This window comes from Kitasatospora sp. NPDC056184, assembly GCF_042268405.1.
Classification (GTDB): Bacteria; Actinomycetota; Actinomycetes; order Streptomycetales; family Streptomycetaceae; genus Kitasatospora.
In genome coordinates, this window is sequence record NZ_JBHJUI010000035.1 from 16,839 (window position 1) to 33,290 (window position 16,452).

General features: G+C 76.1%; 12 protein-coding genes. 10 read left to right on the top strand and 2 right to left on the bottom strand.

All coding sequences use genetic code 11. The features are described 5' to 3' along the window. Nucleotides 1-76 precede the first annotated feature (76 nt). The 3 genes from ACFC0B_RS37615 to ACFC0B_RS37625 all read left to right on the top strand — a co-directional run bounded on the left by ACFC0B_RS37615 (nucleotide 77) and on the right by ACFC0B_RS37625 (nucleotide 1,745). Nucleotides 77-637, top strand: a complete 561-nt coding sequence (locus tag ACFC0B_RS37615; protein ID WP_376096914.1) for a CinA family protein — start codon at nucleotides 77-79, stop codon at nucleotides 635-637. A gap of 396 nt (nucleotides 638-1,033) precedes the next feature. Further along, complete coding sequence (locus ACFC0B_RS37620; protein WP_350551437.1) at nucleotides 1,034-1,402, top strand: helix-turn-helix transcriptional regulator; 369 nt, start codon at nucleotides 1,034-1,036, stop codon at nucleotides 1,400-1,402. 52 nt (nucleotides 1,403-1,454) lie between these two features. Continuing rightward, nucleotides 1,455-1,745 carry a hypothetical protein gene (locus ACFC0B_RS37625; protein ID WP_376096917.1) on the top strand — a complete coding sequence of 97 codons (291 nt, stop codon included), beginning with the start codon at nucleotides 1,455-1,457 and terminating at the stop codon, nucleotides 1,743-1,745. Nucleotides 1,746-1,844: 99 nt separating this feature from the next. On the opposite strand, the gene ACFC0B_RS37630 is transcribed toward ACFC0B_RS37625, so the two are convergent. Next, nucleotides 1,845-6,563, bottom strand: a complete 4,719-nt coding sequence (locus ACFC0B_RS37630) for an ATP-dependent helicase (protein WP_376096920.1) — start codon at nucleotides 6,561-6,563, stop codon at nucleotides 1,845-1,847. 199 nt (nucleotides 6,564-6,762) lie between these two features. Here ACFC0B_RS37630 and ACFC0B_RS37635 point away from each other — a divergent pair, with 199 nt between their 5' ends. From ACFC0B_RS37635 to rny, 7 genes are all read left to right on the top strand, one after another. Continuing rightward, nucleotides 6,763-8,343, top strand: coding sequence for a S8 family serine peptidase (locus tag ACFC0B_RS37635; RefSeq protein WP_376096923.1), 1,581 nt, complete (start codon nucleotides 6,763-6,765; stop codon nucleotides 8,341-8,343). A gap of 87 nt (nucleotides 8,344-8,430) precedes the next feature. Further along, nucleotides 8,431-8,979 carry a GNAT family N-acetyltransferase gene (locus tag ACFC0B_RS37640; protein WP_376096926.1) on the top strand — a complete coding sequence of 183 codons (549 nt, stop codon included), beginning with the start codon at nucleotides 8,431-8,433 and terminating at the stop codon, nucleotides 8,977-8,979. Nucleotides 8,980-9,029: 50 nt separating this feature from the next. Continuing rightward, nucleotides 9,030-9,224, top strand: a complete 195-nt coding sequence (locus ACFC0B_RS37645) for a DUF3046 domain-containing protein (protein ID WP_350551423.1) — start codon at nucleotides 9,030-9,032, stop codon at nucleotides 9,222-9,224. Nucleotides 9,225-9,470: 246 nt separating this feature from the next. Continuing rightward, entirely contained in the window at nucleotides 9,471-10,610 is a 1,140-nt protein-coding gene (locus ACFC0B_RS37650; protein ID WP_376096929.1) for an AI-2E family transporter, read from the top strand. Between the two features lie 190 nt (nucleotides 10,611-10,800). Beyond that, nucleotides 10,801-11,916: a recombinase RecA gene (gene recA, locus ACFC0B_RS37655; protein ID WP_376096932.1), complete on the top strand. Its 1,116-nt coding sequence runs from the start codon at nucleotides 10,801-10,803 to the stop codon at nucleotides 11,914-11,916. Nucleotides 11,917-11,920: 4 nt separating this feature from the next. Further along, nucleotides 11,921-12,976, top strand: coding sequence for a recombination regulator RecX (recX, locus tag ACFC0B_RS37660; protein WP_376096935.1), 1,056 nt, complete (start codon nucleotides 11,921-11,923; stop codon nucleotides 12,974-12,976). Between the two features lie 219 nt (nucleotides 12,977-13,195). After that, nucleotides 13,196-14,647: a ribonuclease Y gene (gene rny, locus ACFC0B_RS37665; protein ID WP_376096938.1), complete on the top strand. Its 1,452-nt coding sequence runs from the start codon at nucleotides 13,196-13,198 to the stop codon at nucleotides 14,645-14,647. 9 nt (nucleotides 14,648-14,656) lie between these two features. Here the strand turns inward: rny and ACFC0B_RS37670 are convergent, their stop codons facing one another. After that, nucleotides 14,657-16,402 carry an FAD-dependent monooxygenase gene (locus tag ACFC0B_RS37670; RefSeq protein WP_376096941.1) on the bottom strand — a complete coding sequence of 582 codons (1,746 nt, stop codon included), beginning with the start codon at nucleotides 16,400-16,402 and terminating at the stop codon, nucleotides 14,657-14,659. Nucleotides 16,403-16,452: the final 50 nt, after the last annotated feature.

The following is a 16,452-nucleotide window of genomic DNA, read 5'->3' on the forward strand; positions in this document are numbered from 1 at the left end:
CGCCGGCCGCCCCCGCGGACCACAATGGCGGGTACGCCGGGGCGGGCCCGGAGGAGCGCGAGGGAGGGACGTGGGGATGGGTGCGGGATCCGAGGCCGGCGCGGCCGGTCACGGGACGGCCGACCACGGGACGGCCGGTCACGGGACGGCCGACTACGGGCTGGCCGAGCGGGCGCACGCCGCGCTGCGGGCCCGGGGCGGCACGGTGGCCGTCGCGGAGTCGCTGACCGGCGGGCTGCTGGCGGCCGCGCTGGTGGACGTCCCCGGGGCGTCCGCGACCTTCCGCGGGTCGGTGACGGCCTACGCGACCGAGCTGAAGGCCTCGGTGCTCGGCGTCGACGAGGGGCTGCTGGACGTCCACGGCCCGGTCCACCCGGTGGTGGCCCGGCAGATGGCCGAGGGCGTGCGCAAACTGCTCGGCGCGACCTACGGGGTCGCGACGACCGGGGTGGCCGGTCCGGAGCCGCAGGACGGGCAGCCGGTCGGCACGGTACACCTCGCCGTCGCCGGTCCGGGGGGAACTCTGGTCAGTTCGCCACGGTTGTCGGGAGAGCGTGCCACAATCCGTCACAGGGCGGTGACCGCCGCTCTGGAGCTGCTCGTCGGGCGGCTCCCGTCCGGTACGTCCGCGCACTGAACCGTCGTCCGCACTGTCGTCACCGTCCGTCCGCCGGCCACCTGTCAGCCACCCGTCACCCGGTCCCCGGTGTCCTCCGGGGGCCGCCCGCCGAGATCCCTGTCGAACCGGGATCTGCCGAACTGGCGTGCGGGCATCGCGCATCTGGAGGATCGTGTTACATCGGAGGGCCTGGTTGGGCAGAAACCAGGTGGCGAACGAGTGGCGTGACGGTGGCCGGGTGCCGCCCGGAGGGTACGACGCGGTGCCCGCTGACCCGGGTGCGACACCGAAACAGGGGAGGGGACAGCCTTGCAGCCCAGAGTGAACACGACCATGGTCCCCGCACGCGAAGCGGGCAAGGCGGTACGGTGGGGGCGTGACATCTCGATCCGCAGTCCGAGGAGGGAGGCACCGATGATCCTGCTCCGTCGCCTACTGGGCGATGTACTGCGTCGGCAGCGCCAGCGCCAGGGCCGCACACTCCGCGAGGTGTCGGCGGCCGCCAGGGTTTCGCTCGGGTACCTCTCCGAGGTCGAGCGGGGACAGAAGGAGGCCTCCTCGGAGCTGCTCTCCGCCATCTGCGACGCGCTCGACGTCCGGATGTCCGAGGTCATGCGCGAGGTCAGCGACGAACTGTCGCTCGCCGAACTTGCGGCGATGGCCACCCTCTCCGAAGGTGAACTGCTGAGGCCGGTGCTCGAACCGGTTCCGCTGCCGGCTCCCGGCACCGACCGGGCGAACATGTCGCCCAAGGCCGCCGCGATGGACGTGGTCGCCGCCTGACCTGGCCTCGGTACGGGCCCCATCCGGCCCGCGTTGAGCGAAGGAGGCGGTCGTGCGCAGTGCGGCGGCGATGTGTGCCGGGGCCCGAATACGGTTCCGGCGGGCCCTGCCGGTGCTGGCGGTCCTGGCCGGCGGGCTCGGCTGGTGGCTCTGGGCGCTGTGGGCCGGCCCCGGGCGGCTGCCCGGTGGCGCGGTTCCGGTCCTGCTGGCGGCCGGCGGCTGGGGGCTCGGGCTGATCCCGGTCCACGCCGACTGGCGGTCCACCGGGCCGGCCCGCCGCCGGGCGGACCAGTCGGCGGCACCGGTGGAGACACGGTGGGAGGCCGGGCCTCCGGCCGGGTGACGAGACGCGGACGAGGGCCGTGGGACCGATGGGTCCCACGGCCCTCGTCGTGCTTCCGGCCTGGGTGCTTCCGGTCCCCGGCCCGGGAACCGGCGGGGCTCAGGGGCGCAGCCGCAGACCGCGCGGGGTGGCGTGGAAGCCCGCCTGCTCCAGCGCGGCGCCGAGCGCCGACCCGAGGGCCGGCTCGCCGTTGGCCCGTTCGACGGTGACGCTGCCCAGCGCCCCCGCCCGGGCGGCCCCGGCCAGCGCGGCCGCCGCCGCGGCGAGGGTGGCCCCGTCCTGCGCCCAGGCCAGCAGCGACTTGCCGCCGCGCTCCACGTACAGGCACAGCTCGCCGTCGACCAGCACCACCAGGGCGCCGGCCTTCCGGCCGGGCCGGTGCGCCTTGCCCGCCGCCTCGGCGGACCCGGCGGGCGGCTCGGGCCAGGGCAGGGCGGCGCCGTAGGCGTTGGCCGGGTCGGCGGCGGCCAGCACCAGGGCCTGCGGCGGCTCGGCGCTCGGGGCGGCCGGCCACTCGGTGCCCCGGGCCCGCTCCAGCCGCCCGCTGACCGAGCGCAGCCGGTCGGCCGCCCCCTCCATGGCGAACTGGGCGCCGCCCAGCCCCTCGACGAAGTAGCCCCGGCGGGTCCGGCCGCGCTGCTCCATGGCGGAGAGCACCCGGTAGACCCCGGCGAAGCCGCCCGGGATCCGCTCGGCGGCGACCGTGCCCCGGGTGAGCAGGCCGTGCCGGTCCAGCAGGTTCTGCGCCTGGGCGGTGGCCCGGACGGTCGGGTCGGCGGCGAACGGGGGCAGCAGCGACCAGCGGCCGCCGACCGTCGGCGGGCCGCTGCGCAGCGCGCCGCCGACTCGCCCGAACGGGCGGCCCGCGCCGCCGATGCGGCCGCGCGGGGTGGCCCGGGGCGCCCGGTGGGCGGTGGCGCCGGCGGTCCGGCCGGAGCCGAGCAGGGCGCGCAGCGGGGCCAGGGTGTCGTTGCTGACGTACCCGGCCCAGACGAGGTCCCACAGGGCCTCGACGACCTCCGGCTCGGGTGTCTCAGGGAGGTGGGCGACCAGTTGTCGGAAGAACAGCCCGTAGCCGCCGGTCAGCGCCTCCAGGAGCGCGGTGTGCACCGGGGTGACGGTGGGCGGCACCGGTTCGGGGCGCAGCAGGTGGGCGTTCTCGGCCAGGTGCAGGCTGATCCAGCCGTCCTTGCCGGGCAGCGCGCCGGCGCCGGCCCAGCCGATCTCGCCGGCCGCCATCAGCTCGTCGAGGAGTCCGGGGGAGTAGTCGACGAGCCGGGCCGGGAGGATCAGCTTCTCCAGGGCGGAGGCGGGCAGGGCGGTGCCCTGGAGCTGTTCGATCACCCGGAGCAGGCCGTCCGGGCCGCGCAGCCGGTGGCCGGCCAGGTGCTGCCACTGCGGCAGGAAGGCGGCCAGGGCGCGCGGCGGGACGGGTTCGACCTCCTGGCGCAGGGCGGCCAGCGAGCGGCGGCGCAGCCGGCGCAGGACCTCGGCGTCGCACCACTCGACGGCGGCGGTGTGGCCTTCGGGAGGGGCGGCGCGAAGCGCGTCCGGAGAAGGGTGGTGGGCGACGGTCGGGCGGAATTCGCCCTGGACCAGTCGGCCGGTGGCGGTGAGGCGGTGCAGGGTTCCGGTGACCACGGCGGTGCCCAGGCCGTAGCGGGCGGCGGCCTCGGCGGCGGTGAACGGGCCGTGGGTGCGGGCGTGCCGGGCGAGCAGGTCGCCCAGCGGGTCCTTGACCGGTTCGGTGAAGGCCTCCGGTACGCCGACCGGCAGCGGGGTGCCGAGGGCGTCGCGCAGCCGGCCGGCGTCCTCGATGGCGGACCAGCGCTGCTCGCCGCCGATCCGGACCTGGATCACCCGGCGGGCGGCCTCCAGTTCGAGGGCCCAGAGCGGTTCGGCGCCGCGGGCGGTCAGCTCGGCCTCGCTGAGCGGGCCGAGCAGGCGCAGCGCGTCGGCGACGCCCTCGGCGTCCTTGATCCGGCGCTCGGGGGTGAGCCGCTGGAGTTCGGCCTCCAGCTCGGCGAGGACCTGGGGGTCGAGCAGTTCGCGCAGCTCGGCCTGGCCGAGGAGTTCGGACAGCAGCCGGGAGTCCAGGGAGAGGGCGGCGGCGCGGCGCTCGGCGAGCGGGGAGTCGCCCTCGTAGAGGAACTGGGCGACGTAGCCGAAGAGCAGGGAGCGGGCGAACGGGGAGGGCTCGGGGGTGGTGACCTCGACCAGCCGCACGGCGCGGGATTCGAGGTCCCCCATCAGCTCGACCAGGCCGGGGACGTCGAAGACGTCCTGGAGGCACTCGCGGACGGCTTCCAGGACGATCGGGAAGGAGCCGTACTCGGCGGCGACCTCCAGTAGTTGGGCGGCGCGCCGGCGCTGCTGCCAGAGCGGGGTGCGCTTGCCGGGGTTGCGGCGGGGGAGCAGTAGGGCGCGGCCGGCGCACTCGCGGAAGCGGGAGGCGAACAGGGCGGAGCCGCCGACCTGGTCGGTGACCAGTTGTTCGATCTCCTGCGGGTCGAACAGGGCGGCGTCGGCGCCGATCGGGGCGTCGTCGGTGACCGGCTTGTCCGAGGGGAAGTCGAGGAGGTCGGCGTCCGGCAGGCGGAGCACGATGCCGTCGTCGGCGTGCATGACCTGCGGGTCGAGGCCGTGCTTCTCGCGCAGCCGGGCGGCGAGGGCGAGGGCCCAGGGGGCGTGCACCTGGGCGCCGAAGGGGGAGTGCACGACGATCCGCCAGTCGCCGAGCTCGTCGCGGAAGCGCTCGACCACGATGGTGCGGTCGTCGGGGAGGTGGCCGCAGGCGGCGCGCTGCTCGGCGAGGTAGTCGAGCAGGTTGCCGGCGGCCCAGTCGTCCAGGCCGGCCTGCCGTAGCCGGGCGGTGGCGGCCTGCGGGTCGAGTGCGCCGAGTTCGCGGGTGAAGGCGCCGAGGGCGCGGCCGAGTTCGAGCGGGCGGCCGAGGCTGTCGCCCTTCCAGAACGGGAGCCGGCCGGGCACGCCGGGGGCGGGGGTGACCAGCACCTTGTCGTGGGTGATCTCCTCGATCCGCCAGGAGGTGGTGCCGAGGGTGAAGACGTCGCCGACCCGGGACTCGTAGACCATCTCCTCGTCGAGCTCTCCGACCCGGCCGCCGCCCTTCTTCGGATCGGTGCCGACGATGAAGACGCCGAACAGGCCGCGGTCGGGGATGGTGCCGCCGGAGGTGACGGCGAGCCGCTGGGCGCCGGGGCGGCCGCTGACGGTGCCGGCCACCCGGTCCCAGACCAGGCGGGGGCGCAGCTCGGCGAAGGCGTCCGAGGGGTAGCGGCCGGCCAGCATGTCGAGGACCGCGTCGAAGGCGGACTGCGGGAGGGTGGCGAACGGCGCGGCCCGGCGGACGGCGGCGAGCAGCTCGTCGACCTGCCAGGTGTCGATCGAGGTCATCGCGACCAGCTGCTGGGCGAGCACGTCGAGCGGGTTGCGCGGGATGCGCAGCGCCTCGATCCGCCCGGCCCGCATCCGTTCGGTGACCACGGCGGACTGCACCAGGTCGCCCCGGTACTTGGGGAAGACGACGCCGGTGGAGACCGCGCCGACCTGGTGGCCGGCCCGGCCGACCCGCTGGAGGCCGGAGGCGACCGAGGGCGGGGACTCGACCTGGACCACCAGTTCGACGGCGCCCATGTCGATGCCGAGCTCCAGGCTGGAGGTGGCGACCACGGCGGGCAGCCGGCCGGCCTTGAGCTCCTCCTCGACCAGGGCGCGCTGCTCCTTGGAGACCGAGCCGTGGTGGGCCCGGGCGATCACCGGCGGGGCGCCCCTGGCGGCGCCGGCGTTGCCCATCAGCAGGGCGGGGGCGTGGTCCTCGGGCAGCGCGGTGCCGGTGGCGCGTTCGAGGGCGATCTCGTTCAGCCGGTTGCAGAGCCGCTCGGCGAGGCGGCGGGAGTTGGCGAAGACGATGGTCGAGCGGTGGGCCTGGACGAGGTCGACGATCCGCTCCTCGACGTGCGGCCAGATCGAGGCTTGGCGCTGCGGGTCGCTCTCGGCGGCGCCGCCGAGGGCGGGGGCGGCGGGCAGGTCGTCGAGGTCGGGGACGGGGACGACCACGGAGAGGTCGAACTCCTTGGCGGCGGGCGGCTGGACCACCTCGGCGCCGCGCCCGGGGCTGAGGAAGCGGGCCACCTCCTCCACCGGCCGGACGGTGGCGGACAGGCCGATCCGGCGGGCCGGCCGGTCGAGCAGGTCGTCGAGCCGCTCCAGGGAGAGCGCGAGGTGGGCGCCGCGCTTGGTGCCCGCGACGGCGTGCACCTCGTCCAGGATCACCGTGTCGATGCCGCGCAGGGCGTCCCGGGAGGCGGAGGTGAGCAGCAGGAAGAGTGACTCGGGGGTGGTGATCAGGATGTCCGGCGGACGGGTGGCGAAGCGGCGGCGGTCGGCGGAGGGGGTGTCGCCGGAGCGGATGCCGACCTGGACCTCCGGTTCGGGCAGGCCGAGCCGGACGGCGGCCTGGCGCAGGCCGGCCAGCGGGGCGCGGAGGTTGCGCTCGACGTCGACCGCGAGGGCCTTGAGCGGGGAGATGTAGAGGACCCGGCAGCGGCGCTTGGGCTCGGCGGGGGGCGGGGTGCTGCTGAGCCGGTCCAGGGCGGACAGGAAGGCCGCGAGGGTCTTGCCGGAGCCGGTGGGGGCGACCACCAGGACGTCGGTGCCCCGGGCGATGGCGCGCCAGGCCTCGGCCTGGGCGGCGGTGGGCGCGGAGAAGGCGCCGGTGAACCAGGCCCGGGTGGCGGGGGCGAAGCCGGCCAGCGGGTCGGCCGGGGACGGGGGCGGGGTCGGGTGCGCGGTCGCCATGCCCCCATGGTGCCGGGTGGCACCGACAAGGGAGGGGTGTTCGGCGGGGTGGTGGCCGTTCGGGGCAACCGGGAAGGCAGAACGGACAAACGGATCATATGGTGATGATTCAGTCCTTGTGATGCTCCTGTGAAGACCAGCCCTCCTGCGGCCGGCCGCCCCGGCGCGGCCGCCGGGACCGACGAGCGGAGACCGTGCCATGGCGCAGGCGGACCCGTCCGGCCGCGGTTCCGCCGCGGTTCCCGGCCGCGGTCGCGCTCCGGCGGCCGTCCGGGTGGCCGGTCCGGGCGGGGCCGCCCGGCGCCGCGGCCGGGGGCCGTTCCGCGTCCTGCTCGCGATGCTGCTCACCGCGCTGGTCGCGGGCGGCGCCGTGCCGTACGTCGCCGGACCGGGGCGGGCGTACCTCAGCTACCTGGTCCTCGCCGAGCGGGCGGACGCCGACGGGGCCGACCGGGCGGCGGAGCAGGCCCGGGCGGCCGGCGGGCAGGTGGTCCAGGAGTACCCGCAGATCGGCGCGGTGCTCGCCTACGCCTCCGCGGGCTTCGCGGAGAAGGTGCGCGGGCGGCCCGGGGTGGCCGCGGTCGGCGCCACCCGCACCTCGCCGGTGCCCGGCCCGCCCCGTTCGGTGGACGGTGCCGGGGACTTCCGGACCGGGGCGGACGGCGGAGACCGCGCGGGCGGGGCGGACGGTGCGGACGACACCACCGCGACGGTCCCCGACCCGGGCGAGCGCGACGCCTGGAACCTCGCGCTGCTCGGCGCCGCCCCCGGCGCGGGCGCGGACACCGCCCCGGGCCCGTCGCGCGGGCCGGCCGCCCCCGCCGCCGCCCTGCGCGAGGTGCTGGTCGCCGTCCTCGACTCCGGCGTCGACGACACCCACCCCGACCTGCGCGCCGCCGTCGACCCGAAGAGCTCCGCCTCCTGTGCGGACGGCCGGCCCGACGCCCGCACCGGCTCCTGGCGCCCCGAGGCCGGGGTCAACGAGAGCGGCCACGGCACCCATGTCGCCGGGATCGTCGGCGCCGCCCGGGACGGCCGGGGCGTCAGCGGGGTCGCCCCCGGCGTGCGGATCGCCGCCGTCCGGCTGCTCGGCCCGCTCGGCCAGTACTACGCCGAGAACATCGTCTGCGGCATGCTCTGGGCCGCCGACCACGGCGCCCGGGCGATCAACAACAGCTACTTCGCCGACCCGTGGAAGTACAACTGCCCCGAGGACCCCGACCAGGCCGCGCTGACCGCCGCCGTCGGCCGGGCCGTCGAGTACGCCCGCCGGCGGGGCGCGGTGGTGGTCGCCTCGGCCGGCAACGACGCCCAGGACCTCGGCGCCGTCCGCACCGACGAGCGCAGCCCCAACGACCGCACCGCCGGGCCCTCGCAGTCCCGCTCCCTCGGCCCCGAGTGCGTCCGGCTGCCCGGCGAACTGCCCGGCGTGGTCACGGTGACCGCCGTCGACCGGGACGGCCGCCCGTCCGTCTACACCAACCACGGGCGCGGCCGGGTCTCGCTGGCCGCGCCCGGCGGGGACCCGGACGGCGGAGCCCAGGGGGCGGTGGTCTCCGACTGGCCCGGCGGCCGCTACGCCGCGCTGGCCGGCACCTCGATGGCCGCCGCGCACGTCAGCGGCGCGGTCGCGGTGGCCGCCGCGCTGCACCCGGACTGGGACTCCGACCGGCTCGCCGCGCTGCTGGCCGCCACCGCGGACGCCGCCTGCCCGCCCGGCCCGCACGCCTGCGGCGACCGCGAGTACTACGGCGCCGGGGCGCTGGCCCTGCCGCGCTGAACGGGCGGCCCGCCGCGCCGGACGGGCCGGACGGGCCGGACGGGAAAACCGGGTGACGGGCCGGGGCGGGCGGGACAGGATCGGAGGATGGACGCCTTCCTCACCACCGAGCGGCTGGTGCTGCGCCGCTTCACCGCCGCCGACGTGGACGCGCTGGTCGAACTGGACGCCGACCCGGAGGTCACCCGCTACCTCACCGGCGGGCGGGCGACCCCGCGCGAGGTGGTCGAGTCCACCCTGCTGCCGCTCTACCTCGACCACTACCGCCGGTACGGCGACCTCGGCTGGTGGGCCGCCGAGGAGCGGGCGGGCGGGGCCTTCCTCGGCTGGTTCGAGTTCCGCCCGCTGTCCGGCCGCACCGAGGTCGAGCTGGGCTACCGGCTGCGCCGCCCGGCCTGGGGGCGCGGCTACGCCACCGAGGGCTCCCGGGCGCTGATCCGCCGGGGCTTCACCGGCCTCGGCGTCGAGCGGGTGGTGGCGTACACCATGGCGGTCAACCGCGGCTCGCGGCGGGTGATGGAGAAGGCCGGGCTCTCGTACGTGCGGACCTTCCACGAGGACCACCCGGAGGCGATCCCGGGCAGCGAGCACGGCGAGGTCGAGTACGCCCTGGCGGCGGCCGACTGGCGCCCGTAGGGACCGGTGGGGCCGAGGGGGCCGTCCGGCGGTCCGGGATACTGGTGGGCATGAGGCTGACGGAGTTCTGGCGCCGGATGTACGCGCACTTCGGCGAGGCGTACGCGGAGTCCTTCGCGAGCGACCACGTGATGAGCGAGCTCGGCGGACGCACCGTCCGGCAGGCGCTGGAGGCGGGCTGGGAGGCCAAGGACGTCTGGCGGGTGGTCTGCGACACCCAGGGCGTCTCCTCGGTGCTCCGCTGACCCGGCCGGACCGGTTCGACCCGGTCCGGCCCCGGCCGCCGCTCGGCGACCCCTCGCCCGATGCTCGAACGCGCGTCGGGCATGGGTCAGACTGTGCGGGTGGCAAGCAGTGCAGAACAGCAGAATTCGGACAGGTCGGCGCAGGTCGCCGGCGAGGCCGCGGGCCCTACGCCCGCCTCCCCGGGCACCCCGGCCCCGGAGCCGACGCCGGATCGGACCGCGGGGAACGGGCTCTGGGGTTCCGGGATGCCGCGCTGGCTGCCCCGGGCGATGGTGTTGGCGCTGCTCATGGTCGGGCTGTTCCAGCTCGCCGACTGGGCCTTCCACGAGCTGATCGACCTCTTCGTGATGCTGCTGGTCTCCTTCTTCCTGTCGCTGGCGCTGGAGCCGGCGGTGGACCGGATGGCCGCCCGCGGGGTGCGCCGCGGGGTCGGCACCTTCCTGGTCTTCGTCGCGGTGGCGATCGCCGTCGGCGGCTTCCTGACCGCGCTCGGCACCCTGCTGGTCGACCAGGTGGCGAAGATCGCGAGCGACCTCCCGCACCTGCTCGACAACCTGATCGACTGGATCAACCGCACCTTCCACCAGGAACTCTCGCTGGACGAACTGCAGCAGAAGCTGCTCAAGGACTCGGGTGCGATCGAGAACTACGCCCAGTCGGCCGCGGACAACGTCTGGGGTGTCTCCTCGACCCTGATCGGCGGGCTGTTCCAGGCCTTCACGGTCGGCCTCTTCACCTTCTACTTCACCGCCGACGGGCCCCGGGTGCGGCGGACCGTCTGCTCGATGCTGCCGCCCGCCAAGCAGGCCGAGGTGCTGCGGGCCTGGGAGATCGCGCTGGCCAAGACTGGCGGCTACCTCTACTCCCGGGCCCTGCTCGCGGTCGCCTCGGCGGCCGCGCACTGGGTGATGTTCGCGCTGCTCGACCTCCCCTACGCGGCCGCGCAGGCGGTCTGGGTCGGCGTCATGTCGCAGTTCGTGCCGACCATCGGCACCTATCTGGCGGGGGCGCTGCCGGTGCTGGTGGCGCTCACCACCGACGAGCCGGTGGACGCGCTCTGGGTGCTGGTCTTCGTGGTGGTCTACCAGCAGATCGAGAACTACCTGCTGCACCCGCGGATCACCGCGAAGACGGTGGACGTGCACCCGGCCGTGGCGTTCGGCTCGGTGCTCGCGGGCGCGGCGCTGCTCGGCGGGGTCGGCGCGCTGATCGCCATCCCGGCGGCGGCCACCCTGCAGGGCTTCGTCGGCACGTACGTCCGGCGGTACGAGGTGACCGACCCGCGGGTCGACCGCGGTGAGCAGCGCCGGCAGCGGCGGGAGCTGCGCCGGGAGGCGGCGCGCCGGCTGCGGCGGATGGTCGGCGGGGACTCGGAGCGGAAGTAGTCCGGGGCCGCGGTCCGGACCCGGGGTCGATCATGACCCGAACGGCTTAGGCTTGATTCGAACACGTGTTCTTTGTACTCTCCGGCGCAGAGTTCTCCCCAGGCGGAGCCGGGTCGGAGCCGATTGTCGGTGGGACGCGCTAGCGTCGAGGACGATGAAGCGCACAGCACAGAACCCGAGGGTGGAAGCCATGGCAGGTACGGACCGCGAGAAGGCCCTTGAGACGGCGCTCGCCCAGATCGAGCGGCAGTTCGGCAAGGGCTCGGTGATGCGCCTCGGCGAGAAGGCCAACGAGCCGATCGAGGTGATCTCCACCGGGTCCACCGCCCTGGACGTGGCTCTCGGGGTCGGCGGCATCCCGCGCGGCCGGGTGATCGAGATCTACGGTCCCGAGTCCTCCGGCAAGACCACGCTGACCCTGCACCTGGCGGCCAACGCCCAGCGGGCCGGCGGCACGGTCGCCTTCGTCGACGCGGAGCACGCGCTCGACCCGGAGTACGCCAAGAAGCTCGGCGTGGACACCGACGCCCTGCTGGTCAGCCAGCCGGACACCGGTGAGCAGGCCCTGGAGATCACCGACATGCTGATCCGCTCCGGCGCGATCGACCTGGTGATCATCGACTCCGTGGCGGCGCTGGTCCCGCGCGCGGAGATCGAGGGCGAGATGGGCGACTCGCACGTCGGTCTGCAGGCCCGCCTGATGAGCCAGGCGCTGCGGAAGATCGCCGGTGCGCTGAACCAGTCGAACACCACCGCGATCTTCATCAACCAGCTGCGCGAGAAGATCGGCGTGATGTTCGGCTCGCCGGAGACCACGACCGGTGGCCGCGCGCTGAAGTTCTACGCCTCGGTCCGTCTGGACATCCGCCGGATCGAGACCCTGAAGGACGGCACCGAGGCGGTCGGCAACCGCACCCGGGTCAAGGTCGTGAAGAACAAGGTCGCCGCGCCGTTCAAGCAGGCCGAGTTCGACATCCTCTACGGCGTGGGCATCAGCCGCGAGGGCGGCCTGATCGACATGGGCGTCGAGCACGGCTTCATCCGCAAGTCGGGCGCCTGGTACACCTACGAGGGCGACCAGCTCGGCCAGGGCAAGGAGAACGCCCGCAACTTCCTGCGGGACAACCCGCAGCTGGCCGACGAGATCGAGCGGAAGATCAAGAGCAAGCTGGGCATCGGCCCCAAGGTCGAGGAGCCGGCCGAGGCCGCCGCGGACGGCGCCGCCGAGGGCGCGGCCAAGCCGATCACCGCGACCGCCGCCAAGACGGCCGCGGCGAAGAAGACGGCGGCGGCCGCCAAGGCCTGATCCGTTGACGCAGCACAGTGGGCCGACCGGCCCGGAGGACGACGACCACGGGCCGCCGGACTGGTTCGCGGCCGTGGCCGAACCGGAGCCCGCGTCCCGACCCGAGGCCGAGCCCCGATCCGAGGCCGAGCCCGGTCCCGGACGGCGGCGCCGGTCCGCTCCGGCGGTCGCGCCGGAGCGCGCCCGGTCCGCGCGGCGGCCCGCGGCACGCCCGGCGGACGTCGAGGAGCTCGGACTGGTCTCCGCCTCCGAGCTGCCCTCGGGGCGGCGTCGGCGCCGCTCGGCGCTGGTGGCGGAGCAGCCCCCCGGCCGGCCGGCCGGTGAGGGCGACGGGTACGACGGAGCGGGTGCGGCCGGTCACGGGGGTGCGGCCGCCCCCGTTCCGTCGTACCCGGAGGAGCGGCCGAGGCGCCGCTCCGGCCGCACCCGGCGCGGCGGGGCCCGCGAGGGCGCCGATCACGACGGCGGGTGCGGCGAGGACGGCGCCGGCGCCCCGGAGCGGACCGGCGGGGCGTCCCGGCGCGGCCGGGCCGAGGAGCCGGCCGACCCCGAGAGCCAGGCCCGGGACATCTGCCTGCGCCTGCTGACCGGCGCGGCCAAGACCCGCAAGCAGCTCGCCGACGCCCTGCGCAAGCGGGAGATTCCGGACGAGGTCGCCGAGGAGGTGCTGACCCGGCTGGAGGAGGTCGGGCTGATCGACGACGCGGCCTTCGCCCGTGCCTGGGTGGAGTCCCGGCACAGCGTCCGGGGGCTGTCCCGGCGCGCGCTGGCCCAGGAGCTGCGGACCAAGGGCGTCGTGGGGGACCTCGCCGAGCAGGCCCTCGCCCAGGTCGACCCGGACGACGAGACCGAGGCCGCCCGCGCCCTGGTCGAGCGCAAGCTGCGGACCACCCGGGGCCTGGAGCGGCAGACCCGCACCCGCCGGCTGGTCGGGATGCTCGCCCGGCGCGGCTACTCCGAAGGGCTGGCCTTCCGGGTGGTCCGGGAAGCGCTGGACGAGGAGGAGGCCGGTGCCGGGGAGCCGGATGCGGCGTACGGGGACACGGCGGACGGGGGCTGACGCCCGGGTCACCCGGGGTTATCCGAGGGTTGGTCAACTACCTGGCCAGTCTTGACCGTTTCGTAACCCGCGCCTAGCCTCGCACTCAGTGCGGGAGCACGTCGATCATCCCTCGGCCACCCCCGGCCGCGCTCCCGGCCGTGCTCGCGACCGGGTGGTTCCGGGCCGGCCGCGCGACAGTCGGGGCGGCGTGCCGCGGCGGGACGGGGAGTGGGCAGCATGAGGACCGCGGTGAGCGCCGGATCGGCCGCCTCCCTGCTGGTGGCGGCCGTGTCGGCGGCCCTGGTGACGGCCTGGCTGCTGGCCCGGCGGCTCCGGGGCGCGCAACGCCGGGCCGCCGCCGAGACCGAGCGGACGCGGCGGCAGAGCGAGCGGCAGGCGGACCGGCTGCGCGCCGAACTCGACCGGCGCGAGGAGTGGTTGGCCGGGGAGCTCGACCGGCTGCGGGCCCGTGAGGGTGAACTGGCCGAGCGGACCGCCGAGGTGGCGCGCGCCAGGGACACCGCGGAGGAGCTGGTCCGGCACCGGGCGGCCGAACTGGAGCGGACCGCCGGGCTCTCCGCCGCCGAGGCCCGCGCCGAACTCGTCCGCGCCGCCGAGGCGCAGGCCCGCCGGGAGGCGGCGGTCACCGTCCGGGAGATCGAGCGCGTCGCCCGCGAGGAGGGCGAGCAGCGGGCCCGGAACATCGTGGCCGGGGCGATCCAGCGGCTGGCGGCCGAGCAGACCGCCGAGACCGCGGTGTCGGTGTTCCGGCTGCCCGGCGAGGAGATGAAGGGCCGGGTGATCGGGCGCGAGGGCCGCAACATCAAGACCTTCGAGTCCGTCACCGGAGTCAATCTGATCATCGACGACACTCCGTCGGTGGTGCAGCTCTCCTGCTTCGACCCGGTCCGCCGGGAGACCGCCCGCCTCACCCTGGAACAGCTGGTCGAGGACGGCCGGATCCACCCGCTGCGGATCGAGCACGTCCACGCGCGCAGCCGCGCGGAGGTGGAACGCCGCTGTGTGCGGGCCGGCGAGGACGCGCTGCTCGCCGTCCGGGTCGGCGGCATGCACCCGGAGCTGGTCCGCACCCTGGGCACCCTGCGCTACCGGGCCTCGTACGGGCAGAACGTGCTCGGCCACCTGGTGGAGTCGGCGCACCTGGCCGGGATGATGGCCGCCGAGCTCGGGGTGGACCCGGAGCCGGTGCGGCGCGCGGCGCTGCTGCACGACATCGGCAAGGCGCTGACCCACGAGGTCGAGGGCAGCCACGCGGCGGTCGGCGCGGACTTCGCCCGGCGGCACGACGAGCCGGCGGACGTGGTGCACGCGATCGCCGCCCACCACGGCGAGGTGGAGCCGAAGACCGTGGAGGCCGTGCTGGTCCAGGCCGCCGACGCCTGTTCGGGCGGCCGGCCGGGCGCGCGCAAGGAGTCGCTGCAGGCGTACGTGCGGCGGCTGGAGCGGCTGGAGGAGATCGCCCGGGCGCACGACGGCGTGGCCGACGTCTACGCGATGCAGGCCGGCCGGGAGGTCCGGGTGATGGTCCGTCCGGAGGTGGTCGACGACCTCGGGGCGCAGGTGATCGCCCGCGAGGTCGCCAAGCAGGTCGCCGAGGAGCTGACCTACCCGGGCCAGATCCGGGTCACCGTGGTCCGGGAGAGCCGGGTCACCGAGGTCGCCCGGTAGAGCACGTCCTCAGCGCCCGGCGCCGTCACCGCCCCGGGCCGCGGCCGGGCGGGTGGCGGCCGAGTGGGGCGGCGGGGGCTCTGGCTCGGAGCCGCCGGTGAGCGAGGCCGGGCCGCCCCGGGCCCGGTCGGCGAGCGCCTGGAGGTCCTCGCCGTCCACGCCCTGGGTGGTGCCGACCAGGTGGCCGTCGGGCCGGATCAGCAGCACGGTGTGCGGGCCGGCGCCCGGGTAGGCCTCGGTGACCAGGACCTCGGCCGGCACCGGCAGCGCGGCGGCGACCTCGGCCAGCCGGGGCATCAGCCCGGCGCCCAGCCAGCGCTCGGCGGACCAGACGGCGGTGCCGGGGGCGACCAGCAGCAGCAGGAAGCCGGCGCCGAGCCGGGCGTGCAACTGGTCCGGGGTGCCGTCGGTGGCGAGCACCGGAAGGTCCGGGACGAGCACGCCGGGCGCGGTGGCCGGCAGCAGTTCGCTGAGCGAGGTGGCGCTGCGCGCGCCGCGCTGGACGGGGACCCGCCCGGGCACGCCGGAGGGGGCGGCCGGGTAGGCGGGGGCGCCGCCGAACCGGCCGGTGCCGAGGTGGCCGTCGGCGAGCAGCGGCGCGTGCTTGCGGAAGGAGCCGGTGAACAGCGAGCGCCGGGTCTGCGCCCAGCCGCGCAGCGGGCGCAGCAGCGGCATGGACTGGTCGACGGCGCGCAGCCGGGCGCCGACCGCGCCGCGCCGCTCGGCCTCGTAGCCGTCGAGCAGGGAGCCGCCGGGCTGCGGGCCGCCGGAGTGGAGGTGCCAGGCGAGGGCGAGCCGCCAGGCCAGGTTGTCGGCGTCGCGCAGGCCGTCCGCGAGGTTCTGCATGCCGAGCGCGCCGTGCAGGTGGGCGGCGTCGCCGGCCAGGAAGCAGCGGTCGACCCGGAAGCGGGCGGCCAGCCGCTGCTGGGCGGTGTGGTCGGCGGCGGCGAGCAGGTCGAACGTCGGGAGTTCGCCGCACCAGCCGGTGAGGGTGGCGGTGACCCGGGTGAGCAGGGTGTCGCCGGTGACGATGCCGGGCCAGGTGGCGTGCGGGTCGACCGGCTCGGTGACCGCGGGCCGGCCCGGGGGCAGCCGCCAGTCGAGCCGCCAGACGCCGTGCGGCAGCGGGCGGGCGGTGGCCTCGCGGTCGCCGCGCCACGGCGGCTCGCGGTGCAGCCGGGGCTCGGTGAACGGCAGGTCGACCCGGACGGTGGCGACGGCGCTGCGGTCGACGGCGGGGCGGCCGGGGAAACGGATCTTCAGCAGTTTGCGGACGGCCGAGCGGGCGCCGTCGCAGCCCACCAGGTGGCTGCCGCGCCACCAGGTCTCGGTGCCGTCCTTCGGGTTGCGGGTGAGCACGCTGACGCCGTCGCGGTCCTGTTCGAGCCGGGTGACCCGGCTGAGCGGGACCAGCCTGACCAGCGGGGTGCCGGTGAGGGCGTCCTGCAGCCCGCGCTGGAGGCGGTGCTGGGGCAGGTGCAGGACGGGGGTGTCGGAGAGGTCGATCCGGAGCGCCTCCTGGCGGCGGCGCCAGACGGTGAAGGCGTCCCAGCGGGCGGAGTCGGCGACGGCCCGGGGGTAGCCGATCCGGGTGAGGAAGGCGGCGGTGTCGGTACCGAGGACGACGCTGCGCGGGCTCTCGGGGCAGAGCCCGGAGCCCTCGTCGAGGACGACGGTCGGCACCTCGTGCCGGGCGAGCGCGAGGGCCAGGGCCAGGCCGACCGGCCCGGCCCCGACCACGATCACCGGATCCATGCCGTGCCCTTCGGGCCCGGACGGTCCGCTGAGCCGCGGCCGTGGACCTC